We start from the raw sequence: 23,492 nt of genomic DNA, 5'->3' as shown, positions 1-23,492 counted from the left end.
GAGGCTCGCTGCCGATCGCCCGGCGGCCAGCAGTCTTACAGCATCCATCCGTCTCGATGCGTTCGATCCCAAAACGTCTCGGCCGCGGGAGCGCTCGGGCACTTCATCGCGGCAGCGTCCCACGCGAAGCCGCCCCCCGTCCGATACGCCACATCCCCCACGAGATCTTCGCCGTCCCCTTCGCGACCGCTCCCCGAGTTGCGTATGATGTTCACAGTTCACGAAGGGAACACCGCGATGGCCAAATGCGACCAGGGATATCTGTGCGAAGTCTGCGGCGAAGAAGTCGACAACATTACCCAGAGTGATCTCTACCTGCGGTATGTCATCGGCGAAGTCCCCGTCCGCGACCTGCTCGCCGCCCCAGAACGACACCTCGCCTGCAATCCCTTTCACGCCCAGTTCATCGTCGACCCGGGATTTCCCCCCGTTCCGATGGAGGGTCCCTTCGCCAAGCAGAACCTCGACCCCGCCGAGGTGTCTCGCCTGGAAGATCTGATCACCCGTGGCTGGCGACGACTCCAGGAGCTGCACGGCCAGAGCCTGCCCGTCAGCGACTATCCCCTTCCCGAAATCCAGGCCGCCGGTGAACGGGAATCGAGCGTCACCTAGTCGTCCTTCCCCCTCCGCAGTCAACTAGGTTTCGAAACGTCGCGCGATGCCCCTCTGGCCCAACTCCGACGAAACGCTGCAGCTCCTGAACAACGCCGGCGGCGGTGACGCCGGCGCGGTCAATCAGTTGCTGGAACGTCATCGGAACTCGCTGCGCCGGGCGGTCCATCTCCGACTCGATCGCGCGCTGGCCCGCCGGGTCGACGCCAGCGATATCGTGCAGGACGTGCTGGTCGAAGCCAACACCCGCCTGGCCGACTACCTCCGCGATCCCCGCCTGCCGTTTCACCTGTGGCTCCGGCAGCTCGCCAAGGACCGGATTATCGACATGCACCGTCGGCACCGCGGCGCCCAGCGCCGCAGCGTCGATCGGGAACAGGGAATGTCGGTCCCGGGCGCCGGCGGCCAGTCGTCGATCAATCTGGCGGGCCTCCTGCCCGACGCCGAGCTCACCCCCGCCGCCGCCGCACTTCGCCGGGAACTGGAAGAACGCTTCCTGCTGGCCCTGGAGCAGCTCGAAGAAGACGATCGCGAAATCATCCTCATGCGGCACGTCGAACAGCTCGGCAATACCGAAGTCGCCCAGGCCCTCGACCTGTCCCCGGCGGCGGCCGGCATGCGGCATCTGCGAGCCTTGCGCAAGCTCCGCGCCATCCTCGGCGACACCCCGTCCCAGGCCGGCTGGACCTGAAACATCCGGCGAAATCGCCACTTTCCGCCGCACCTCCGCCGACGAAATGTGTCTGCCATCGGCCGGCGCAGCATTCCCCCGCCCGGCCGACTACAATTTCCGCAACGCGAGAGTGGCGAAACTGGCAGACGCGCTAGATTTAGGATCTTGTGCCGCAAGGCGTGGGGGTTCGACTCCCCCCTCTCGCAATAAAGGACTTACGACGATTCGACCGGGCGGTCACGGCAAGAAAGAACCCGTCTTCCACGCCCCCCCCCCCCCGAAACCCGCCCTTCTTAGCCCCCGTCGATCCACCGGGGGCCGTTTTCTTTCCCGCCCGCTATACCGTCGACAACCACGATCAGCCCCCTTCCATCATCCAGCCCCCCTCCACCGCAGAGGGCAGGAGTCGGGCACGCTCCGGCTGGCCGATTTGCGGCCTCCACATCCACCGCGCCAGGCGGTGGCTTCCCCGGCCGGGAATTCAACCACGTCTGCCCCCCCGCCTCGGAGAGTTCTTGACTCGGCTCCGGCCACTGGTATTCTCGGGCGTCCTTGTCACACCTCTCGTGAGTCACATCTCTGGTCGGAGACGTCCCCATGATCCGTTTCGCGGGCCCGTTCGCCTTGTGCCTTGCCCTTTCCGCCGGCCCTGCCCGGGCCGAAGTCATCACACTCCAGTTCGAGGGCGTCATCGAGTCCGTCGTCGACGCCAACGCCGTGGGGTTGCCGACCATCGACTTCACTCCCATCCCCGCCGGCAGCCCGCTGGTCGGCACATACACGTATGACACCGACACCCCGCTGACCAACGGCGGAACCGGTTTCAAACGCTACACCAACCTCCTCTCCACGGACGCATCGATCGCCGTCAACGGCCACCAGTTCGACTCCGCCGGCCCGGGGGCCGCCATCGTCGTGTCGCAGGAAGCCAACTTCAGTTACACCGGGGTCGCCATCTCCACCCAGCCGATCTCGCTGCCGGCCGGCTGGAGCGTGGCGAACGCCAGCAATCCCTACTTCACCATCCGCTTCGAAGACGCCACGCCCCAGACCCGGTCGCTCGACCTCCCGTCCTCGGCCGCCGACTTCCCCACCGACAACATGGTCTTCGTCCTCGACTTCCAGCAGTCGGTCACCGTGGACGGCGTCCCCTACGGCGGTCGAGTCTTCGTCCAGGGCAGTCTCTCCTCGCTGACCGTCGTACCGCCGCCGCAGGAAGTCGCCATCGATGTCGACCCGTCGAGCGCCGACAATCGGGTCAGCCTCAGCTCCCGAAAACCCAAACCGCTGCAAGTCGCTCTGTTCGGCTCCGCCGAGTTCAACGTTCACGACGTCGACACCGACACGATCGCCCTGGGTGACCCGCTCCTCACCGATCCCGACACCGGGACCGGCCTGAAGGCCCCGCCGACGGCCTTCCGCTACCGGGACGTGAACCGCGACGGCCACCGGGATCTGCTGCTGACCTTCAGCCTCCTCGATCTCCAGGACCTGGGCGCCATCGACCCGTCCTCCACCTCGCTGGAGCTCCAGGCCCTGCTGCAGAACGGCGGCCTGATCTTCGGCAGCGATGCCGTGTCGATCTCGGGCGGTCACGGTCACGGTCACGGCAAGAAATAACCCGCCCGCCAGGCCCCCCTCGAAATCCCCCCCTCTTAGCCCCCGTCGATCCGCCGGGGGCCGTTTTTTCTTCGTTTCGCAAACACGCCGGGGGCCGTTTTTTTCCGCCCGCAATGACGTCGACAAACAGGATCAGCCTCCCTCCGCCAGTCGGCCCCCCTCCACTGGAGGGGGGCTAAGAGAGGAGGCGCGGTTGCGCCTCACGGCAACTCAATAAAATCCCACGGTTTCGCGGGCCACCCCCGTTCCGTGTTATGCCGCTCGACATACGCAATCCGCGTCGCCAGCGACGCCGCCGAGAAGCAGAACCGCTTGTCGTATTTGATCGTCCAGATCGGGCGACCCGGACGGAGTCCGTAGCGGACCGCTTCCTTGGCGCACTTCACGACCCACGGCACCTCCCACCGCGACGGCCCGACGACGAAGTGGACGTGCCACGTCTGCACGGTCAGCGCCAGCACGCGCTGCTGCAGCCGGTCGATGAGCGACCGCCCGAGCATCCCGCCGATCTCGTGCCACCGGCTCAGATCGAAGCGATAGACGGGATACTTCAACCGCTCCCGGTCCGCCCTCTCCAGCTCGGGATCGGCGGGGTAGGTGATCCCGTCATCGACCCACCCGCGCGGATCCCCCCGCAGCCAGGTCCCATACGTCGTCATGGTCACCATGACCCCATGAACCTCCCGCATGGCAGAACTCCGCGCGAAACATGGACGCTTGTGTATTGCGATGCATAACGTATCGTCCGTCCACGTCTCTGTCACCAGGAATCCCAGATTTTTTTCTTTTTGTCTTGTCTTAGCCCCCCTCCAGTGGAGGGGGGCCGATTACGGAGGGAGGCCTAATGACGCACGCGAGGCGGCATCACGAAGGGGGGCCGATTTACGGAGGGGTGCAACGCGTGGGAAAGGGGCCCGATCATTGAAAGAGGCCCGATTACGGAGGGGGGCCTGACAACGCACGCGAGGCCACAACACGGAGGGCGTCTCGCACGTCAAACGCACGCCTCATCACCAAGGAAGCCCGCTGACGGACGCCAGCCCTCGGAACGCCTTCGCGCATTCGGTCCGCCCGGCGCGATCGGTCCCCCGTGGGGGTGGATCGGTCACTCTCCTGGTGCACCGATCCGTGCATGATTCACCGGTCACAGCGTGCGATCAGCCCCCTTGCGCGAACGGACCCGCTGCACGATCGGACCCCGGTTGGTGGATCGGCCCCCCGGTGCGCAATCGGCCCCCCTCCATTGGAGGGGGGCTAAGAGGGTGAAGAGGGAGTTGGGCGAACTGCATCCCCCACCACCCCAGCCCCGCACGTCGTAACTCTTCTCTGCGAAGCCCGAAGCCCGAATCCCGAAGCCCGATCCGAGCCATTGCACTCTGCACAACCGTGTGGTACTTCTCAGGAACACACGTGGGGGCTGAACGCCCCGGCCCGCCGGGTGGGGCCGGTCCGCCCGCTGGTCCGAGTGGCGACACACCGTCGGAGTCCCGATCGCATGCATTCCGTCACGCTCTCCGGGGGTCCCAGGCGGGCCGACTGCGGTCGGTCGGTGTCGTCCGGGGGACACAGGCTGGTCGTCCGCGATCGACCTGTGTCGCACAGCGACAGGAGGTTGACGGCAGATGTCCCGGTCCACTTCGCCGACCACCGCAGCACCGTCGGTCGGCCTCTCTTGTTTCCTCGCGGCACAACGGCAGAACCAACCTCCTGTGGCGTTGCCACCCCGGTAGGACGCAGACGTCCAACCGGGGCTGCCCGCCGGCGTGTGGTACTCGATCAGCCTATCGCTTAACTTGGGGTCGCCCTCAATTAGATGTTCACCGACCTATACCGCGACGTCTGAAATCGGACTCGATACATGCCTCAGAATCTCTGGAATGCAACTCGTTTGTTCAACGAGCTAAGCCGCGATGATCGACTCAGACGAGAACCCGAAACCGCTGGGATCACCGCTTGGCTAACGCTGACGTTGCCTGGCATTGAGACGGTGTTACGGTCGGCTGGGACTTCGCCATCGGATTTCACCCTTCACAACGACGAGCATGCGTTCCGCGTCGCAGAAAAAATGGCTCAACTTGTTCCGGAAGAAAGCCTACACGCGCTGTCGACGTTTGAGATTGCTCTCCTACTTCTGTCATCTTACTTGCACGATATAGGCATGACGCCACACCAAGGTAGAGTCCACGCACTCACGGTATCGGCACTTGGAGGGCCTGCACAGCCTGATCATGCGCCGGACGTCGAAGACTTTCAACGTTGGATGCGGGCTTCTCCAGAGTTTGCAAATGCGACAGGACTGTCTCCGACTATCCCAGATCCTGCTAGCCTAGCGAGGGTACGCCGCGCTATTGCGCATTATTGCCGTTCGAAGCACAATGACTGGAGTCAAGAATGGATCGCGTCGTCGTTAGAACTACCGCCCGAACCAAGTCCTCTCTACGCCGGATTTTCTGAAGATCTCATTGAACTGTGCCGTTCTCACCATTATGGGTATGAGCGTCTAGTCGAGAGATGCTTCTCTCCAAAGGTAATACGCGAACGCATCGTTCATCTTAGGTTCCTCGCATGCATTCTCAGAATTGCTGATGTCTTGGAGGTTGATCCGGAACGGACTCCCGAAGTCATTTTGACGCACCGGGACATCGATCCATCCAGCATCCCATACTGGTACAAAGATCACGATTTCAGTGTAGAGCTTGACGACTACAACGTACGTCTCATCGCTCACCCACGTCGAGCGTATATTCACCGAGCCATAGTCGACACGGCAGATCAGATCGAAGAAGAATTGCGGCTCTGCCAACGTCTCTCGACTGAGATTCCATTCGAGAGCATCCCGTACCGAGAGGGACGAGGAGAGGCGTATGCGTGGAAACTGTCGCCGTTTCTTCAGCGATCAATCACGCCGGCGCCAGGTCACTACGAGTACATTGACGGAGCCTTCCGGCCTAATACAGACAAAGTGCTTCAACTGCTTGGAAGCCAGGAACTCTACTCGGAGCCGCTCTGTGCCGTCCGTGAGTTATTGCAGAACGCCATCGACGCAGTTCGAGAGCGTGTCGCATACGACTGGCTAGCACTTCCACAGCAAACCGATGAGGCGTTTTCGCTCATTCAGTCGCTCGCTAGCGTTACGCTCGAACTAACTGTCGTTGGCGGTGACGTCTGCCTTGTGTGTGCGGACAGCGGTGCCGGCATGTCTAAACGCATAATTAGCAAGCACTTGCTGGTTAGTGGTGCGTCAGAACGTCCGGACGTGACGGAACTGGAAAGAGCGTGCAATCGGCATGGGCGAAGGCTGGGGCGGACCGGAAAGTTTGGGATTGGAGTGCTGAGCTATTTCCTGTTAGCGAATAGCGTGACGATTGAAACGCGAAGACACTCCGGCGCAGGAGACGACGACGGTACGGGTTGGCGCTTTACGACGGGCGGAGTCGGCGATTTCGGAGAACTCGTACGCCTGAATCGGTCTGATTCGGGTACAAAAGTCGTTCTTGCGTTACGTAGCAATGTGTGTGCTGATCCCGTTGCGTTCTGGCGATCACTTAGGACTTACGTGACTGGGACGCTCACGCGCGTTCCCTGCCGCTTTGTTCTCAAATGCTCGCTTCCAGAGTCTTCGGACACGCTCGAAATCGCGCCCGGTTGGGCACGAACGTCGGAGTCGTTGACACCAATTGCTGGGAACGACCGATTAGAGAGTTTCGGCAGAGAGCAAAGGGAGCGAGAAGCGTTTATCGACCCAGTTGCCGCGAGGCGAATGGCTGAGTCCCAAATGCGACAAGAGGCAACCATTGCCTCCGTGCGCGACGCGATACGTTGGCAAATTGGGGAGGAGGTCCGTCTCGACCGGATTGGAACGGCGCGTATCCACGTCCCCTACTTTCAGCTGCCTGGGGGCACGTCTCCCGTGTACATGGAGACGTCAGGCGACGCGGTACAACCGCAGGTGCGGCAAATTGAAGCGTTTCGCCTTGGCAAAAGCCCAACGATTGGCCTGGCAGTTGGAGGTGATCTTCTTCTCTCGTGGCGGGGAATGAGTGTCGTCGCTCGTGTCGTAGAAAGCGAGTCCCGCGTCGCGGTACTTGTGTACGGTTTTGACCGCGGATGTACGATAGAGATCGATCTTGAAGAAGAGTCGATTGGGCGGCTTGCTTTGAGTCGAGAGTGGATCCAGTTGTCGCCAGAGGTGGATAGGTGGGCGCTATTAAGGTTGGTTGCGAAGCACGTAAACGCCGTGCGGAGTAGAGTTGTCGAGTTATGCGCAGGGTCACAATTTGCAAGTATTTCGTATTCGATCGCTCACCGCGTCGATTTTCCAGACGCAGAGTTGTACTGGATCCGATCGGTCGGGACGTCAGGTGATGGAAATCGGGTATTTTCTTGGGAAAAAACACAGTTTCCGTTCACAAAGAACAACCGAGTGTGGTCAGGCGACAGTGCCGACGTCTGCCTCCAGACAGAGGCAGGCTTGTTACGGTCATATTGTGCGCTTCATGTAGTGGTTGTCGACGGAAACACTGGTTGGAATCTATTCGTGCCAATTAGGCCTACACGAATCCTCGCGTATGATGCTGGTGAGTCGGGTGCGGTAATCGTACCGGTTTGGGATTCGGGAGTGGCGCGTTTCGACTGCAAGTGTAGCAGATGGTCGCGATTGAGCTTCCCAGATGCGTGGTCAGATTGGGTAGGCCTTTTGAGTACGGATTCCCAGTTCGTTTGGAACGAGAGGCATTCATTCGTAGGGAAGTGTAATTGGGAAGCCTCGGCATTAGCGGAGTCGGCGCATGTGTCAGCCGTTAAGAAGGCAGATGTAGTGGAGACTATAGACAAGTGCCGGGATCCGGAGTTTGCGCATCTGTTGATGTTTGACATAGTGGCTCACCGAGATATTGGTCGTTGGAATGGAATTGTCGAAGGAGAGGTGCGTCTTGCTGAATCAATGTGGCAGGCCGTTGGTGCAATGCCTGAAATCCGCTTTGTTCAACAGAACATCGATGAAAATGGAGGCGTTTCAAATACGTTGTTTATGTTTCGAAGGGACGGAGGAATTAAAGAAGAGCCTTTCGTGATTCCAGTTCCGGGCTCGCAGTGGATAGTGACGCAAGTCCAAAGCGTTCGCAGGGCGGAGGAGTAGCTTCAAGGTGACGCCAAGTGCGTCCTCCCGGACCGCTGACGCGGTCCGGAGGGCCATCCGTCACCTGATTCCGTCGTCCGAGCGAATCACACCGCCCGGAACGCGAACTCCCCGTTCTGGCTCTCCACCCGGATCGTGCTCCCCTCGGGGAACTCGCCTCCCAGGATCGCGTTCGCCAGCTCGTTCTGCAGACGCTGCTGGATCACGCGCTTCAGCGGCCGGGCCCCGTAGACCGGGTCGTAGCCCTCTTCCGCCAGCGCCTGCTTCGCTTCGTCCGACACTTCCAGCGTGAAATCGTTGTCCGCCAGACGCTGCTGCAGCTTCGCCAGTTGCAGTTCCACGATCTGTCGCACTTCCGTCCGGCCCAGCGGGTGGAACACGATCGTCTCGTCCACCCGGTTCAAAAACTCCGGCAGGAACTCCTTCCGCAGGGCCCCCAGCACCCGGCGTTCGATCTCCTTGTCGTCCTCCTGCCCGTTCAGATCCAGGATCAACTGGCTCCCGATGTTCGACGTCATCACCACGATCGTGTTGGTGAAGTCGACCGTCCGGCCGTGGCTGTCGGTCAGCCGGCCGTCGTCCAGGAGCTGCAGCAACACGTTGAACACGTCGCGGTAGCGTGCGGCGGCGGGGGAAGATCACAGACAGGAATGTCTGTGCCACTGAGAGGGAGGCCCTGGCTGGTGGTGCGATGAAGTCCCTCGCCCTGGCCCTCTCCCGCTGAAGACAGCGGGAGTGGGGACTGGAGGGTGTGGGTTTCGGCGGGAGTTTGAGCGCGGTCGAGTTATTCCGGCCCGGTGCTGCCGGCGGGGGCGAGGTCGACGTGGCCGTTGGGGGAGGGCTCGTCGCCCGCGACCTTCAGCAGCGTTTCCGGCAGTTCGATCCCGGCGATGTCTTTCATGACCTGCATCATCGGGGGGAGGCTGCGGCTCATGCTCTGCAGGAAATTCGCGGTGGCCCCGCCGTGACCGTTGGAGTTCCCGCCGTCCCAGACCACGATTTTGTCGAACTTGATGTTCGAAATCGCGGTGGCCGAGGCCTCGGCCATTTTATCGATATGTTCGAGCATCAGGAGCTGGAAGGCCTGCTGCGCCCCGCCGCACGCATCGATGATCTGTTTGAGACCTTCGCCCTTTTTGGCGAGGACTTCATACTGTCCGCGGGCCTCGGCTTCGAATTTGGCGTAGATGGCGGAGGCTTCGCCTTCGGCTTCGATCTTCCGCTTTTCGGCGCTCGCCTGGGCGTCGACGATCATCTTGGCTTTTTCGGCCTTGGCGACCGCTTCGAGCGAGGCCCGTTTTTCGGCTTCGATCCGTTCGGCGTCGGCCAGAGCGGCCTTGGCCATGGCGCGGTGCTGGGCTTCGAGCACCGACGCTTCGGCTTCGCGCCGGCGAGTTTCGCCGATCTGGTAGGCTTCCGCGTTTCTGACGGCCAGTTCGGCTTTGGACTTGGCGATGGCCGCCTGGGAGATGTTTTCGCCTTCGACCGCGCGGGCGTTGGCCTCGGCGGTTCGGATCCGCATGTCCTGTTCGGCGGTTTTGACCTGGGCTTCGCGCTGGAAGGCGGCTGTCTGTTCGGCGATCTGCTTTTCTTTGTCCAGCTCGGCGACGCGGACGGCGAGCTCGCGAGCGGCGGACTGCATCCCGATCTGGCGCTCTTTTTCCAGCTCCGCGACGCGAATCGCCTGATCGCGTTCGGCGGTGCGGATGCCGATTTCCCGTTCTTTGGTAGCCGAGCTGATCTGCACGACCTTGTCGCGTTCGGCTTCGGCGACGCGGGTTTCGCCGAGGCGGAGCTGCTCGGCGACGTCGCCGCGGGCCTGCTGGATGGCCTGGGAGGCGGCCTTCTGGCCGATGGCGTCGATGTAGCCCGATTCGTCGGTGATGTCGGTGATGTTGACGTTGATGAGGACGAGGCCGATTTTTTTGAGCTCGGGCTCCAGGGAGTTCTGAATGTGGGTCAGGAAGGTGTCGCGGTCGCGGTTGATGTCCTCGATCCGCATGGAGGCGATGACCTGGCGGAGCTGGCCGAAGATGATCTCCTGGGCCTGTTTTTCGATGTCGACCCGCTTGAGGCCGAGCAGGCGGACAGCGGCGTTGTGCATGACTTCGGGGGTCACCCCGATGGCGACGGTGAAGACGCTGGGAACGCTGACGCGGATGTTCTCCGCGGAGAGGGCGCCGCGGAGGGGGATTTCGATCTGGACGGGTTCGAGGTTGAGGTAGTTGTAGTCCTGGATGAGGGGCCAGACGAACTTGGCGCCGCCGTGCAGACATTTGACGGTGCCGTCTCCGCCGGTCTTGCTGCCGTAGATGACGAGGATGCGGTTGGACGGACACCGCTTGTAGCGGCTGGCGAAGAGCATCAGGAAGCCGAAGAGCGAGATGACCGCGAGGACGATCATCACGAGGACGAAGAAGCCGCCCGAGGAGAGTGGCAGGTCCGACTGGGCGAAAACGAGCGGGTTAAGCATGCTGGAGCTCCTCGGCGACGTTGAACGGCGCGACTTCGACGGCTTCATGGCCAATCATGGCGGTGACACGGACAGTGGCGCCGGTGGGGATTTCCGGGCCGGCGGTCCAGGCGGTGAGTTCGACGGTCCCCTGGGGGGCGGTGACGTGGACTTTACCGGCGGCGGACTGGCCGCCGGGGATTTTGAGGTAGACGGTGCCGGTGAGTCCGACGAGGCGGTTGAGATGGATGGTTCCGTCTTCGTCGAAGCGGGTCATTTGCTGCATGAGCCAGTGGACGACCCACATGGCGGCGACGCCGGCGACGACGCCTCCAGAGAGAGCTTGGAGCGGGGTGCCGCCGGAGGACTGAACACCAAGCCCGGCAAGGCCGAAGAAGGCGATGGCGGCGGTGAGGGTGCGGATGGTGACGATTTTGAAGAACCAGAGGGCGCTGCTGTGATCGTGACCGTCGGCAGCATCGTCGCCGCCGGCAGAACCGTGATCACCGGAGGAGGCGCCGGCGTGGGCGACTTCGGAGGCGCCATCGTGGTCGCCGCCGAAGCCCATGAGGGTCATGGCGAACTGGCAGAGCATCCAGGTGCCGCCGATGACGGCGCAGACGAGAAAGACTTGGGCCATGGTGGAGTTCCTCAACAGTTCCGATGCGAGATCCGGACGCGGAGGACGGGAATTATGACGGAGTGAACGCAGGGGCGTCGCGACAGATCACGGGAATCGACGGGGGCGGATGAGAATTGGGGGGCGTAGGTGTTTTTACTATCGACGGTGGAATCGCGGGGGATGGCACCGCGTCCGTTCCCGGCGGACGCGGCTGCGGTCCTCGCCGAAGGCTTCGTGGCGGATTTCGAAGAAGACGTGTTCTCGAGCCGCCGGTGACCGCGGTTGAGCGCCGGCGGCCGAGACGCGTCGGCCTGGCTGTCCCTCGCCGGGGTCACGTAATGGGTGCCCCTGTCGACGGTCGTTGGTTTCCGCCGGGGCTCGGGCGTTGATGCAGCACGCCGCCTACGATAATGGAAGTGGCTGAGCTGCGCAGGGTTGCCGGAACCAGCGACCGCCCGCGTCCGGTGGCCGACGACGTGCCCCCGCAACTGCTACTCGCCGACACGCGGATTCTGGTGACCGATGATGATCGGGATGCGCGCTGGCTCATCCGCCGATGCCTGGAGACTGCCGGCGCCCGGATCGAAACCGCGATGAGCGGTGCGGAGGCGAAGTCAGGTTGGGCGTGGATGTCGCATGCCGCGGCGGGGGGGGGAGTGTGCTGGTGTGCGGGGGGGGCTCCGGGCGCTGACGCTTCCGGCTCCTTGGTGCGCAGGCGGGAGGGGGCGCCTGGGCCGTCTTCAGCACGCGGACAGCTCGATCCCCGTCCCGGACCGCCTCAAGGTCGGGAAATGCCGTTTTTCAGCCGGAAACGTGCCGATTCGGCTAACCTCAAGCCGAGCCATCGCCCGCGGCTTTCCGCTTTTTTTGTCCTGGGAATGACCGGCCGCCGTTCGCGTCCCGGCCTCTTCCCTCAACGGTAACGAGAAGTTCGCGTTGAGAGCTGCGGACTGGCCGAAGCTGCGGCCGGCCGCACGTTGACCGGTGGTCGCCGTGCGAACGAATTCGAACGGAGACCGCGTCGAGTGCTGCGCAAGAGTTGCTCGGCCAATTCAAGCCGCGGACTCGACGCATCTCGTTGTCTGCCGTGAGATTGACAGCCGTCCTGCTGAGAGTATTCTCAACTCGGATCGTTTAGAGAATCACAAGTTCGGCGGCGGAGGGCGGAAGAGTGGTCACGCTGCGGTCGTACCAACCGAATGACGGGCCCGCGCTGCTGGCGTTGTTCCGAGACACCATCCGCCGCGTCAACAGCCGGGACTACTCCCCGCCGCAGGTGGCCGCCTGGGCGTCCGACGACATCGACACGGTTCAGTGGTTCGGGCGGTTCGCCGGGCGGTTCGTCCCGGTGGCCGAAGAGGACGGCCGCCCGGTCGGCTTCGCGGAATTGGAGCCCGACGGGCACATCGACCGGGTGTACGTCTCGGCCGACCATCACGGGCGTGGAGTCGGGCGGCAACTGCTGGCCGCCGTGGTGGCCGAGGCCCGGCGTGTCGGACTCGCCCGGCTGTTCACCGAAGCCAGCATCACCGCCCGGCCGTTCTTCGAGGGCCAGGGATTCGTCGTTCTGGCCCCGCAGGTGGTAACTCTCCGAGGAGTCGAGTTCGTCAACTACCGGATGGAGCGGGTACTCGCCGAACCAGGCGCTGCAGCAGACGGCGGGGGCAGGTCGGCTTTCTGGAGGTCATAGCTCACTCGGCCCCCGCCGCTGCTGAGCTTTGTCGTTAGGCGGAGGATGCCACATCCGGTGTCCGGCCTGGCTGATCTGGACTCTCCGGCATCCGCTCGCTGATAGGTAGTTACCGCGCGAGCGAATCCGAATCGAGACATCAGCGTGCGCCGTGTATTCGACCCATCTCGATCCCATCATTGAGATTGACTGCCGGTCCGTAGCGAGTATTTTCGACCTAGATCGTTCAGTAAAACATCGCTTCGGCTATGGAGGCTTCCGGCGTGGCTAAGGCGAAAAAGATCTTGTTTGTCTGCGAAGGCAACTTGCATCGCAGCCCGACCGCCGAGCGGCTGTACTCGGCTACCCCTGGCATCCGGACCAAGTCCGCGGGACTCTCTGACTCCGCCCGTGTGCAGGTCACAGAGGAGCTGTTGGCGTGGGCCGATGTCGTGTTCGTCATGGAGCAGCGACTTCAGCGACAGCTCTGCCGCCGGTTTTCGGCGGAGCTAATCGGCAAGCATCCGGTGTGCCTGGACGTGCCCGACGACTTCCAGTGCGGTCAGCCTGAGTTGGTGGAGGTTCTCACCCAGCGGCTGGCACTGCACCTCGGGCCACCTGCCGGCGGAGCTGCTCCAGACTCCGTAGAAGACTGAGGGGCCCGACGGTAACTATTCGTTACCGTTCGCAGACTCTGGCCACTTCCAATCTCCCATACGACCTACGAAGTCGTGAAACGGGCTTCCTTCGTATCCATCTTGAAACGGGGCAACGCCGAATCGCTCAAGGACCTTGAGCGATTCAAATATGCCGACCTCAACTTGGTGGCTGAGCATTTCGGCGACGACTTCGCGGTCCACGGGCGTCATTCGCGACAGGAGTTCGTTGATTGCGTGCTGTTCCGGGATGAAATCTGGAGTCGCATTCCGGTTCCAGATGCCCGCGCGAACCCGTTGCGGACCAATCTGACCTTGTCCATCTCGGCAGACCTCGACCAATGCGTCAATGATCTCTCGATAAAGTCTTGGCTTGTGTGTTTCCACCAGCTTGTCTCCGGAGCGACTACGGCTTGCCCTCTAAACCCCTCGACACACGCCGTTGAGGGTGTGCGGACTTCGCTACTTGTCAACGCGGTCCGGCGCAGCGAGTTACGACGAATCACCCGCTGGCGGACTCGCCTGAAGGCCCCCGGCACGACATGCCACGCGTCTCAACGGTAACGACTGGTTACCGAGCGGCCGACGGCCAGCCGCCGCGAGCTGATTACTAATCACCGTCAGCGGAAGTCACTTTCGGCCGGTCGGCACTGCAAACAGCTTCCGCCTTGAGGTGGCGCTTGGCAATTAGCCTTTCCTATCCATCATTCGCCGAATGGCGTGAACGTCAACGTCATTCCATTCCCGGCTTGGCAGCGGACGGCAAGGGCGATGATTTGATCGACGTGGCATCTGTCGCGATCTCCTACGCATTCGCGTACAGCCTGAAGTTCTCCGATCAACTCCGGCATATCGTCCTTCCCAAATGTGTCGTAGCCGCAGTCAGATAGCTGCGACAGCAATTTGAGCGAATCCTGACGACCCAGCAAATAGCGTTCGTTTTCCTCTCGGCCACACGTTGAAACAACGGACTCACCTTGCTCCAGTACGATTGTGATCATCGAAGCGTCCTACCTCGCCGGGACATTCGAAACATCCCGACCTCGATCCTACACCATCGGTTCGACGTCGGTCAAAAGTTGTCGGCTGCCGCCCGACACGCTTCGAAAACGTCACCGCCCGCTGCTGAATTCCACGCAGCCGTACGCCGCTGTTTCAAGCCTTTCGCAACGGTAACAAGCAATCACCGTTGAGCGATGGGCTGGCCGACGCTAACCCGGAACCAGACCCAGCACATGATCGCGTTGACGGCAGCGACGGAGACCAGCCCCCGATCCAACTGCCAGGCACCCATCATGAAGCTGCTCAACGCCAACAAGCCGCAGACGGTTGCCGCGCAGGCAGCCAGGAACCTGAAGAATGAACGAACTGCGGAACCAGCCATTGGCGTTAACCTCTCATCGACGCAGAACAGCCAGGAGTCTACAGGGCTTGGCGGCGAGTGTCACGAGGCTTTGCCCTGACGCCGTGTCACGCGGATTGGTCTCGGAGACGCCTCGCAACGGTAACTGCTGATCACCGTCGGCGGCTGCACTGCCCGCTCTGGTGTCGAGGCGCCGGTTGCCGGTTGGTTGCACTCTGAGACGCTGCGTCGCAGACTTTTGTCGTGCTCGCGGATTCGGCATTTGGTCGAATAGAGGACCGGAGAGTTGCTGCGATGGAATGACGTTCGCCGCCTGATTGTCCGGCATGTGGCCCCGGCCGTGTGTTCGCTTGGATTCATGCAGCCAGGGCGAACGATGCGACGGTGGCGGCCGGACTTCGTGGACGTCATAGACTTTCGCTGCGGAAAGTGGAACGACTGCTTTCAGGTGACGTTTGGGTGCGAGCTGCTTCGGAACGTCAGGACTAACCCAAAGCCTTGGAACTGCTCCTTTTACGTTCAACCGACAGATGTCTGGCCGGAACGACTGCTACAGTTCAAGGACACAACCGAAGACCAGGTCTTGGCACTTGAGGCACTCTCTCCAATGTTCGCGGCCGAGGCAGCGCGGTGGTTTGGCCTGCTTCCAACCCTCCAGGCGGCCCGGTCTGCCGCTGACCGAAACTCTCCGATGAGCCGAAATGCGGTCGGAAGCTTCAACGTCCCGAGCCCTCGCTATGAAGAAGTCGTTCGGTTGCTCGAAGCGACGATCCAAGAAAAGCAATCACCGCCGCCTGCGAACAGTAAATGATCATCACCGTTCGGCCACGCACTGGAAGAGCGGGACGATCACCTGTTGTGACCTGAGCGGCGCGAAGGCCATGTCGCGGTCAACCGTAGTAATCCGTCGGGCTCGAATTCCGTCTCCAGCCGCAGGTTCGCAGTTCATTCAAGACTTCTTCGGGTGGAGACTCAAACATTTCGGCTCAACCGACGAATGCGTGCTGACTGCAGTGCAGGCCGGGCAGCCTGAGCTTGAAGAATTCCTTGTCGCGAAAGTCGAACGCCTGCCGCTGCAGGAGTTTGATCTTGGTGTTCGCCCCCTCCAGCGAACCCCGTTGAGATTGGGTGGTCGTACCAGGCCAGGAGGTCCTGCCGGTGTTTGCGCAGCGTCTTGGCAAGCTGGATGAGCGGCCGGATGCCCGACGCTTCCGCCATGCGGATCCGGCGCTCCAGCACCAGCTCGCCCGTCCGCTTGTCCGGGTGTTCCCAGACCTGCAGCAGATCCCCTGTCAAGGAGTACGCCTTCGCCAGCGAGCCGTTCAGCCGCAGCGTTTCCTCCAGCCGCTGGCGTTCGAGGCGACACGTCCGGCAGAGCACCCGCGGCACGGCGAGTTGCAGCCGGACGGTTTGGGAACCGATCGGGAGCGTTTTGAACTCACGCGAGACTGATCCCTGGGGATGGACGTCACGAGATCCACAGGCCGAGCAGCGCAACTTCTGCCGGGGCTGCTCCGGACAGCAGCACGATCGCGTTCTGCTCCCACAAGGTTTGTGTGACGCGGTCGCCGGCTATCCCGAAGGCGCGGTCCAACGGATCGGCGGACATGCGGACTCCTGTCGTTTGAGGCTGTTGTCGTAACCCCCAATGACGGCCGCATGTCCGTGCTTTCGCCACCCTCAGCACGCATTCCCCGGCAGCACGCATTCGCCGGATGAGTTGAAGAAAGTCGGGATGGCGGGACACCGTCAGAGCTTTTCCTGGCCGGATTGGTAAGCTGGAGGTCTCAATTCCGGGAGTGGTTGGCCGGCGCCAATTTGAGGCGCATGTCAGAGAATTGCGGAATGTTTCAGGTCGTCGACGTCGTGGCAGAGGCTCATGAGCGATGAACGGGATAAAGCACAACTCTCTCAGAATTACGCTGCGCATTCCCGGGAGCTGGTCGCATCCTGGCGAGCTTCTGGAGCGTCTGCCGGATGGTTTTCGCCTGGCTCCCGACACCTTGTTTCTGCCGGACGATACGTCGATCGATTTCATCCCGATGCCGCCGGACGGCGAGTTTCCCCAGATCTTTGAATCGTCGTGCCGCCGGCCTCCCAAGGACGACGAACTGGCAGTCGTCGCCCGATACACCGTAAACGTGGGGTTGAGCGGCCCCGGAGGTTCTTTGGAGTCGGCCAGGACAATGATGCAAGCCGGCGCAGCCATCGTGCAAGCCGGCGGGGCGGGCGTGTTCGTCGACAGCAGCGCCCTGGCTCATGGGGGCGAGGATTGGATCAAGATGACGGATGACGGAGGGCCGGACGCCATCAGCTTCGCATTCGCTTCGATCGTCCGCGGTCGGCGGCAGGTGTATACGATGGGCATGCAGGCGATAGGATTCCCCGATCTCCTGATGAGTCCTTCCGACGTCGACGAGCAAGGCCGGACGATTATCGAAATGATCCGCTACATCTGCAGCAGCGGTCGACCAGTTGACGTCGGCCACATCCTGGCGGACGAACGGGGACCGCGATTCCAGGTCGTGGCTCGAACGAGCGACGACTTCGATGCCCGGAGCCCGATGCACAATCCTTTCGGGCGTTTGAAGCTCGTGAGTGCACGAGACATCGCGGAAGGCAACTGACGCCGCGACGTCAGCGGGCCGGCGCCAGCCAGTGCAGTTCGGCGGCGAGACTCCGTTCGCGGTCGTCTTCGCCGGTCGTCTGCGCTTGCGTTCGCTGGTGTTTCAAGTACGCCAGCCGGCGATGAGCGCGCATCACCAGCCGAAGATCCGCCTGGCAACGGCGACAGGTCTCGCGCAATGTCTGCGCCGCGCGGCAGACGGGGCAACGGAAAGCGGACTCATCGGACATAGAATAGAATATCCTCCAGTTCCTCGCCGAGACCGGCCACGGCCGCGCGATCATCGACCGCCATGGCGTTCTTCAGATTCTCGCAAAGCGACTCGATGTCCCGTGCGTCCTGGCCTTCGACGGACGTTTTCAACATCTCCGCCTTTTTGAGAAGCGAGACGGCTTCCGGAAATCTCGATTCCGCGGTCTGGGAATCGGCGGCAGTCGGCGTGCTCGGGCGATCGGAGTCCCGGTCGTCCCATTGGTTGGAAGAAGGAGGAAACTCCCCTTCATCGGCGAATTCCTCGGAGGAGCCGAACATCGCATCCAGACGCGATTCCGCGCGGTCTCGCTCGTCGGCCTGGAACTGGCTGAGCGCATTGTCGACGGCCAGAACTCGGCTGAGGCCCGTCGCGGGTTGCGTCGCGGTCACTTTGAGCGTGCCGTCCAGCGTCAGATCGAATCGGACGACGATCTTGCTGCGGTCCCCGCCGCCCGCTTTGAGATCGAGCCGGAACCGTCCGATCGACCGATTGCGGTGCACCTCGGGCCGTTCCCCCTGAAGCACGTGGATTTCCGCCGAATCCTGGTCGTCGTGCATGGTCGAGTAGGCTTGTTCGTAGCGCGCGGGAAGGGGGGTGTTCCGATGGATGATCGGGGAGAATTCCATTTGCGGCCCGGCGAACGTCATCCCGACGCAGGCCTCGATCCCGAGGGTATGTCCGGTCACGTCCACCAGTACGGGTCCCACGGATCGACCGTCGATCATGGCGGCCTGCACGGCGGCTCCCAGGGCGACCGCCAGATCGGGGTCGACCGCGCGACTGGGTTCCCGCAAAAACTCCTCGCGCAGACGTTCTTCGACCAGCGGAATGCGCGTGGAGCCTCCCACCAGCACCAGATCGTCAATTTGGTGAATCGTCAGCCCTGCCTCGCGCAGCGCTTCGTCGAGGCTCTGGATTGTACGCGCGACGAACGGCTCGATCAGCTCTTCGAACTCTTCTCGCGTGACCGTCGCCGTCAGGTGCACGGGTTCGCCGTTTTTTTCGGCGATGAACTCTTCCGCAATCTGCGCGGTCTCCTCGGTCGAAAGCCGCCGCTTGGCCCGTTCGCACGCCTGCCATAAGCGATACCGCGCCTGCGGGCTCTCGCGCAAGTCCAACCCCTGCTCGGCCTGGAACTGATCGGCGACGTAATTGGCCAGCACCTCGTCGAGATCGTCACCTCCCAGGCGAACGTCGCCGCGGCTGCTGAGAACTTCGATAACGCCCCCCTCCATGCGGACAATCGAGACGTCGAAGGTTCCGCCGCCGAAATCGTAGACCGCGATCTGCTTCCGATCCTGCGAGCCGACGTGATAGACCAGAGTTGCGGCGGTCGGTTCGTTGATGATGCGTTCGACCGACAGACCCGCGAGCGCCGCCGCTTCGCGGGTCGCCTGGCGCTGGTTCTCGTCGAAGAATGCCGGAACCGTGATCACCGCCCGATTCACGGGCTGTCCGATTGCGCGGCTGGCCCGGTCCCGCAGGCGACGGAGAATCATGGCGCTGATTTCCGGCGGCGTGAACGTCTGGTCGCCGAGCGGAACGGGATCCATGCGCCCCATCCGGCGTTTGATCGACGCCACGGTGCGGTCGGGGAACGCGGCCAGTTGGTTCTGCGCGATCACGCCTGTGACCAGTTGCCCCTGCGGATTGATCCCCACCACCGACGGCAGAAGCTTCTCTCCCGCTTCCTCCAGGACGCGCGGCTGCCCGTCGATGACGATCGCCACCACGCTGTTGGTGGTCCCCAGGTCGATGCCGACGACGGGATCTCGAAGATCGGCCATACGTTTCTCCTCCTGTGATACGTCCATGTCCCCGGTCGAAATTACTTCGCCACTCTCACATCCGCGAATCGCAACAGCCGACCCTGCCAGCGGTAGGCCGGCGCAAGCTGCTCCACGACGTGTCCGGAGGGACAATCCACCGATTCGACGGCGCCGATGGCGCGCATGGTGTTCGCGTCAAATTCGCTTCCCTCGGTATCGAGTCGATCGATGTCGCGGTCATTCATCGCGCGGCGAAGTCGCGTCAGGACCAGGTTCAGCCCTTCGATCGCGGGATTCTCGGCGGCCGGACTTTGAACCCGGCGTTGTTCGACGACGAACGTCAGCAACGGACGGGCAAACCAGCGGGCCACTCCGTTCATCCCCGCGAAGTAGAGGTCGACCGCATTCGCGTCCGCCTCCTCGCGGAGTCTTCGATTCCTTTCCCATTGCGCGATCGCGGCGACCGCCCGGGAGAGCTGATGATCCGTCTCAACGATGAGCAGCGCGAGTTGTCTGGCAGCGGCTGAATCGTCGGGACGGCTGTCGGCGGCGCGGACGAGCAGTTTCGATTCCAGCGATTGAAGGTTCGTCACCGCGGCCTGAATCTGCTCGGCCAGCGCGCGGCTTTCTTTGGTTTGTCCGCGCCACTCGTGCCGCATCGCGGTGAACGCTTCGACGATGTCCACCGCTCCAAACTGCGGCGGCGCCTCGTCGCGCGACGGGGTTTCCCCACAGGGTGGTTCACCGGACGATTCCCGCTGGAACATCGAGTCATTCATGGAGCGTCTGTCTCACGATGTCGCAAAGGGGCCGATCGTCGCCGCAATTGGAATTCCGGGCGCGCTGGTTCAGGCCGGCGCCGGCGGAGTTGCGGAATTGTCCGAAGCCCGATTGCCCAGGCTCAACAGGAACGCAGGGGACAACCGGGGTGGGTTCCGCCGTTGCGCTTCGATCGCATCGGACCACCGAGGAACTTCCTCGGGAGGGGGCTGGACCAGGCGTCGGGCGATCGACAGCGGATCCTTGACCGCCTCGAAGGCCGAGCGGATTTCGCGGAACCGTTCGGGTTCCCGGTCCGGAGGAAACTGCTTCACCAGCTCCAGATACCGGGCGCGGACCTCCGCCTCGCCGGCGTCTCGCGACACGCCCAGGATTGCGAAGGGATCGGAGGTCGTTTCAGCGGACGTCGACGGATTCATCGGTGAAGCTCCTCGTCGTCAAAACGGCTGCGATTTCTGAGCGGCCCGCCTGGCCGCCTGACACGTGGCACAATTGCAGTTCGGCTCGAAATCCAGGTCGTCGCCTTCATCGTCCTCGGAATCGCCCTCGTGGCCGGTCCCGAATGCATTGCCGAAGGGAAAACCGAAGAACCGCATCGAATCCGTTGCCAGCACGTCGTCGAACTCGTCGGCCAGCGCGACAAACCAATACCGATAGTAAGCGTCCCGCTGCAGTTGGGCGGCCTCGCGCAACATCGGCCCCAGTTCCCGATATTCTTCAGACCTCCAATGATAACGTCCCCGAAGATAAGCGTTGAGTTTGGCCGCAGCGAAAATCGGGTGGCGCTGGATCGCGGTTTCCTTGTAGCAGGGTGGCCACTTGATTTCGTAGTTGTCGGGCCAGAATCGATGTTCCGAACACCAGAGGAAGGCCTTGTGAATCCGTTCGTCATTCATGCCTTCCAGGACCAGCCGGGAAGCCTTCGCCAATTGGGCCAACAACGCCTTTCCGATATTTTTTCCGTGCATGCGGTAGGCCGGGTAGAGCAGTTGAATGCGCTGCAAATCCCAGAAAAAGCCCCCGGCATCGAGCAACTCATCCAACGGCAATCCGCCGAGCCGCTTTAAGACGCCATCCAATGCCGCACGCAATGGTGCGAGATCGGTCGCGGGAACTCGCATCTGTTGAGCCGCTCCCAGCATCATGCAGGCATCAGCCAGCGAATCCCGGCCCCGGCCCGATTCCTCACAGATCTGTCGGCGCTGGTCCTCAAACGCTTCGGTTCGGCCGCTGCGCAATGTGGCGGCGGCTCTCAGGTAAGGCAGCCATTGTTTCGGCAGCCATGCGGGCCACAGCTTTTCGGCTTCGTCCAATCGCGCCGGGACGTCTGCGAGCCACGCCTTCCGGCGGCACAGCCGCATCGCCTCCAGGAGCTGCCACTTCCAGGGGGTCGCGCGCACGCGCGGATCGTCCAGCCGGGAGGCGGCGAGAAAATCGACGTGCGGCTTCGCGTCCTCCAGACACTCGTTTTCGAGCAGATGGTCGACCAGCCACAATCGCGGCTCGACGTCCTCGGGCAGCGCCTTCGACCAACTGCTCATGGCCGCGGCCAGCTCATCCTCGAGGGGCTTCCGCTTCGGTTTCGCCAGCCGGTCGTCGTCCAGTTTGGATTCGATCCACTCGACGTAAGCCTCGTGCGCCGGGCGATTGGAGGAATCCGCCTTCACCGCAGCCCGCAGATTTTCTCGAATCGCCTTGGGATTTTCGGGCGGCCCGAACATTAGCGATATCATTCCGCCGCCGCGGTCGGACTGCATCAGCGAGAGTGCTTCGTTGAGGTGGATCTGGCTGGCGATCGCGCCGCGGAGCGGCGCCGACAGGGCCTCGTTCCGGGGCAGATCTTCTTTCAGATACTTGTCCAGCAGGCATTCTGCTTTTTTCTCCGCGACAGAATCATCTGCGAATCGGCTGAAATAGAAAAAGGAGAGCAACCGGTTCCGGGGATCGTGCCGCGGCCCCTGGAACAATTTGGCCGCTTCTTCAAAGAGATTGCCGAACTCCTGAGCGAACGCTCGACCGAGAGCGACCTGCGAGAGTGCGGCGGCCAGATCCGGTTCGGTCTCCCCATATTCCGCCACAAACCGCCGCAACCACTGCAGCTTCTTCGGCCCCAGAAGGAGCTCCCGCGATTCCTCCGGGACGCTCAGGCCAGCTTCCGCGATGCGAATGGCGGCCCGATCAAAACGGACGCGCCGCAGGAGCTTGGCGTGATAAAGCAGTTGATCGTCCCAGCGGTTCCACGACGGCGACTGCGACTCGTCGCACGGTTCGCCGGTCCCCTGAGAGTGAGAAACGTCCTCGAGATCGGAACGCAGCGCGACCATCATGGCCGTCGCGATTCGCCCGGGACGCCGCTCGGGGTTCAAACGCTTCCAGGCTTCGTTCGCAGCTTCGGCGTCCTCCGCCAGCCAGTCCACCAGTCCGCGAGTGAACAGCCGCCATTCACTGAGCGGACTGCCGCGGGAAATCACGGAGAGGCGTCCGACGGCGACTTCTCCGCGAGATTCGCACGCGTCCTGCAGTGCGGCGCGAATCGCGGAGACCTGCTCAGCCAATTCCGACGGCAAGGCAGAGAGCGCCGAATCGTCAAAGACGGCAACGTCTTCGAGGGTTTCATCCGGCCAGGCGCGCGGAGTTTGTTGCGACAGCCGCTGGCGATGACGTGCGTTGCTGCCCAACGGCACATCGTCGTGTCGCTGGATCTCCGGACGTCGCGCCGGCGACTGCGACTGCGACTGTTTCTGGGCTTTCCGTTTTTCCTGCCGCTTTCGCGTGTGCCGTTCCTTCTGGCGTTGCGATTTGCTCCCCATTTCTCGCGTCCACTTCTCAGGACGTCGTCAAACGAGCCCAGCTTGTGGCAGTCCAAGCTGCCAAGTCGATCATTGCACCACGCAGCCGCATTATGGAGCGTCGGGCTCGACGCCGGAAGGGATCAAGCCTTCTGCACTGCCATGCCTGGCGCTCCGTCCGGTTCTTGCCAGCTTGCTCTTGTTTGGCGGGAAATTGTGGCTCATCGGACGAATGCGTGCTTACGCCGGCGAATTCTGAGGCCCGACAGGGAGCGATTCGGCGCCGTTGCGGCTCCAAGTAACGGAACTTGGGGGAGAACTGCTTTGGTGAATCGCCGAGTCGCTCCGACACACTGTCCGCCGCTCGGATGGCTGGAGCGACGATGTCGCCATCGTCAGATCGTCAAGGGTTCCGATGCTGGTGACAGAATACGACCTCGGCGACTCATTGCTCGCCTGCACGTTACGGTC

General features: G+C 62.4%; 20 protein-coding genes, 1 tRNA gene and 3 pseudogenes. 10 read left to right on the top strand and 14 right to left on the bottom strand.

Features of this window, described 5'->3' with window-relative positions:
• The first annotated feature begins 237 nt into the window (after positions 1 to 237).
• The 4 genes from SH412_RS05360 to SH412_RS05345 all read left to right on the top strand — a co-directional run bounded on the left by SH412_RS05360 (position 238) and on the right by SH412_RS05345 (position 2,905).
• Complete coding sequence (locus SH412_RS05360) at positions 238 to 612, top strand: hypothetical protein (protein WP_419555787.1); 375 nt, start codon at positions 238 to 240, stop codon at positions 610 to 612.
• A gap of 46 nt (positions 613 to 658) precedes the next feature.
• Positions 659 to 1,303, top strand: a complete 645-nt coding sequence (locus tag SH412_RS05355) for a sigma-70 family RNA polymerase sigma factor (protein ID WP_336522483.1) — start codon at positions 659 to 661, stop codon at positions 1,301 to 1,303.
• Between the two features lie 106 nt (positions 1,304 to 1,409).
• A tRNA-Leu gene (locus tag SH412_RS05350) sits at positions 1,410 to 1,491 on the top strand.
• Positions 1,492 to 1,882: 391 nt separating this feature from the next.
• The gene (locus SH412_RS05345) at positions 1,883 to 2,905 is read left to right on the top strand and encodes a hypothetical protein (protein WP_336522482.1); all 1,023 of its coding nucleotides are present in this window, start codon (positions 1,883 to 1,885) and stop codon (positions 2,903 to 2,905) included.
• A 200-nt stretch (positions 2,906 to 3,105) separates the two neighbouring features.
• Here SH412_RS05345 and SH412_RS05340 read toward each other — a convergent pair whose 3' ends face one another.
• Positions 3,106 to 3,594: a hypothetical protein gene (locus SH412_RS05340; protein WP_336522481.1), complete on the bottom strand. Its 489-nt coding sequence runs from the start codon at positions 3,592 to 3,594 to the stop codon at positions 3,106 to 3,108.
• 1,169 nt (positions 3,595 to 4,763) lie between these two features.
• On the opposite strand from SH412_RS05340, the pseudogene SH412_RS28560 reads away from it, so the two are divergent.
• Both SH412_RS28560 and SH412_RS05335 read left to right on the top strand, forming a co-directional pair.
• Positions 4,764 to 5,687 (top strand): annotated as a pseudogene (locus tag SH412_RS28560) (HD domain-containing protein); the annotation flags it as partial.
• 2,007 nt (positions 5,688 to 7,694) lie between these two features.
• The gene (locus tag SH412_RS05335) at positions 7,695 to 8,042 is read left to right on the top strand and encodes a hypothetical protein (protein ID WP_336522480.1); all 348 of its coding nucleotides are present in this window, start codon (positions 7,695 to 7,697) and stop codon (positions 8,040 to 8,042) included.
• 86 nt (positions 8,043 to 8,128) lie between these two features.
• Here the strand turns inward: SH412_RS05335 and SH412_RS05330 are convergent.
• From SH412_RS05330 to SH412_RS05320, 3 genes and pseudogenes are all read right to left on the bottom strand, one after another.
• Positions 8,129 to 8,653 (bottom strand): annotated as a pseudogene (locus SH412_RS05330) (AAA family ATPase); the annotation flags it as partial.
• A gap of 173 nt (positions 8,654 to 8,826) precedes the next feature.
• Positions 8,827 to 10,515, bottom strand: coding sequence for a flotillin family protein (locus SH412_RS05325; RefSeq protein WP_336522478.1), 1,689 nt, complete (start codon positions 10,513 to 10,515; stop codon positions 8,827 to 8,829).
• Positions 10,508 to 11,134 (bottom strand): hypothetical protein, encoded by a 627-nt coding sequence (locus SH412_RS05320; RefSeq protein ID WP_336522477.1) that lies wholly within the window; start codon positions 11,132 to 11,134, stop codon positions 10,508 to 10,510. The genes SH412_RS05325 and SH412_RS05320 overlap by 8 nt, the downstream gene beginning before the upstream one ends.
• A 1,153-nt stretch (positions 11,135 to 12,287) precedes the next feature.
• Here SH412_RS05320 and SH412_RS05315 point away from each other — a divergent pair.
• Positions 12,288 to 12,806: a GNAT family N-acetyltransferase gene (locus SH412_RS05315; protein WP_336522476.1), complete on the top strand. Its 519-nt coding sequence runs from the start codon at positions 12,288 to 12,290 to the stop codon at positions 12,804 to 12,806.
• 263 nt (positions 12,807 to 13,069) lie between these two features.
• Positions 13,070 to 13,441, top strand: a complete 372-nt coding sequence (locus SH412_RS05310; protein ID WP_336522475.1) for a low molecular weight protein tyrosine phosphatase family protein — start codon at positions 13,070 to 13,072, stop codon at positions 13,439 to 13,441.
• A 15-nt stretch (positions 13,442 to 13,456) separates the two neighbouring features.
• Here SH412_RS05310 and SH412_RS05305 read toward each other — a convergent pair whose 3' ends face one another.
• Both SH412_RS05305 and SH412_RS05300 read right to left on the bottom strand, forming a co-directional pair.
• Positions 13,457 to 13,828, bottom strand: coding sequence for a DUF6547 family protein (locus tag SH412_RS05305; RefSeq protein WP_336522474.1), 372 nt, complete (start codon positions 13,826 to 13,828; stop codon positions 13,457 to 13,459).
• A 317-nt stretch (positions 13,829 to 14,145) separates the two neighbouring features.
• Positions 14,146 to 14,442: a hypothetical protein gene (locus SH412_RS05300; RefSeq protein WP_336522473.1), complete on the bottom strand. Its 297-nt coding sequence runs from the start codon at positions 14,440 to 14,442 to the stop codon at positions 14,146 to 14,148.
• Between the two features lie 294 nt (positions 14,443 to 14,736).
• Between SH412_RS05300 and SH412_RS05295 the strand changes: the two genes are divergently transcribed.
• On the top strand, positions 14,737 to 14,904 hold the full coding sequence (locus SH412_RS05295) for a hypothetical protein (RefSeq protein WP_336522472.1): 168 nt from the start codon (positions 14,737 to 14,739) through the stop codon (positions 14,902 to 14,904).
• Between the two features lie 872 nt (positions 14,905 to 15,776).
• Here the strand turns inward: SH412_RS05295 and SH412_RS28785 are convergent.
• The 3 genes and pseudogenes from SH412_RS28785 to SH412_RS05285 all read right to left on the bottom strand — a co-directional run bounded on the left by SH412_RS28785 (position 15,777) and on the right by SH412_RS05285 (position 16,413).
• A complete protein-coding gene (locus SH412_RS28785) occupies positions 15,777 to 16,193 on the bottom strand; it encodes a transposase (RefSeq protein ID WP_336522471.1) in 417 nt (138 codons plus the stop codon).
• A 33-nt stretch (positions 16,194 to 16,226) separates the two neighbouring features.
• A pseudogene (locus SH412_RS28780) lies at positions 16,227 to 16,301 on the bottom strand (hypothetical protein); the annotation flags it as partial.
• On the bottom strand, positions 16,273 to 16,413 hold the full coding sequence (locus SH412_RS05285; RefSeq protein ID WP_336522470.1) for a hypothetical protein: 141 nt from the start codon (positions 16,411 to 16,413) through the stop codon (positions 16,273 to 16,275). The pseudogene SH412_RS28780 and the gene SH412_RS05285, both read right to left, overlap by 29 nt.
• Before the next feature lie 277 nt (positions 16,414 to 16,690).
• Between SH412_RS05285 and SH412_RS05280 the strand changes: the two genes are divergently transcribed.
• On the top strand, positions 16,691 to 17,431 hold the full coding sequence (locus SH412_RS05280; RefSeq protein ID WP_336522469.1) for a hypothetical protein: 741 nt from the start codon (positions 16,691 to 16,693) through the stop codon (positions 17,429 to 17,431).
• Positions 17,432 to 17,441: 10 nt separating this feature from the next.
• On the opposite strand, the gene SH412_RS05275 is transcribed toward SH412_RS05280, so the two are convergent.
• The 5 genes from SH412_RS05275 to SH412_RS05255 form a co-directional block, all read right to left on the bottom strand.
• Entirely contained in the window at positions 17,442 to 17,567 is a 126-nt protein-coding gene (locus SH412_RS05275) for a hypothetical protein (protein ID WP_336522468.1), read from the bottom strand.
• Between the two features lie 82 nt (positions 17,568 to 17,649).
• The gene (locus tag SH412_RS05270) at positions 17,650 to 19,470 is read right to left on the bottom strand and encodes an Hsp70 family protein (protein WP_336522467.1); all 1,821 of its coding nucleotides are present in this window, start codon (positions 19,468 to 19,470) and stop codon (positions 17,650 to 17,652) included.
• 41 nt (positions 19,471 to 19,511) lie between these two features.
• On the bottom strand, positions 19,512 to 20,231 hold the full coding sequence (grpE, locus tag SH412_RS05265) for a nucleotide exchange factor GrpE (protein ID WP_336522466.1): 720 nt from the start codon (positions 20,229 to 20,231) through the stop codon (positions 19,512 to 19,514).
• Between the two features lie 69 nt (positions 20,232 to 20,300).
• Positions 20,301 to 20,651: a DnaJ domain-containing protein gene (locus tag SH412_RS05260; RefSeq protein ID WP_336522465.1), complete on the bottom strand. Its 351-nt coding sequence runs from the start codon at positions 20,649 to 20,651 to the stop codon at positions 20,301 to 20,303.
• 18 nt (positions 20,652 to 20,669) lie between these two features.
• A complete protein-coding gene (locus SH412_RS05255) occupies positions 20,670 to 23,042 on the bottom strand; it encodes a hypothetical protein (RefSeq protein ID WP_336522464.1) in 2,373 nt (790 codons plus the stop codon).
• Positions 23,043 to 23,492 lie beyond the last annotated feature (450 nt).

It is taken from the genome of Planctellipticum variicoloris (genome assembly GCF_030622045.1).
In the GTDB taxonomy this organism is placed as follows: domain Bacteria; phylum Planctomycetota; class Planctomycetia; order Planctomycetales; family Planctomycetaceae; genus Planctellipticum; species Planctellipticum variicoloris.
The sequence above is the reverse complement of the archived record's forward strand: the minus strand, read 5'-3'. Positions and strand labels throughout refer to the sequence as shown.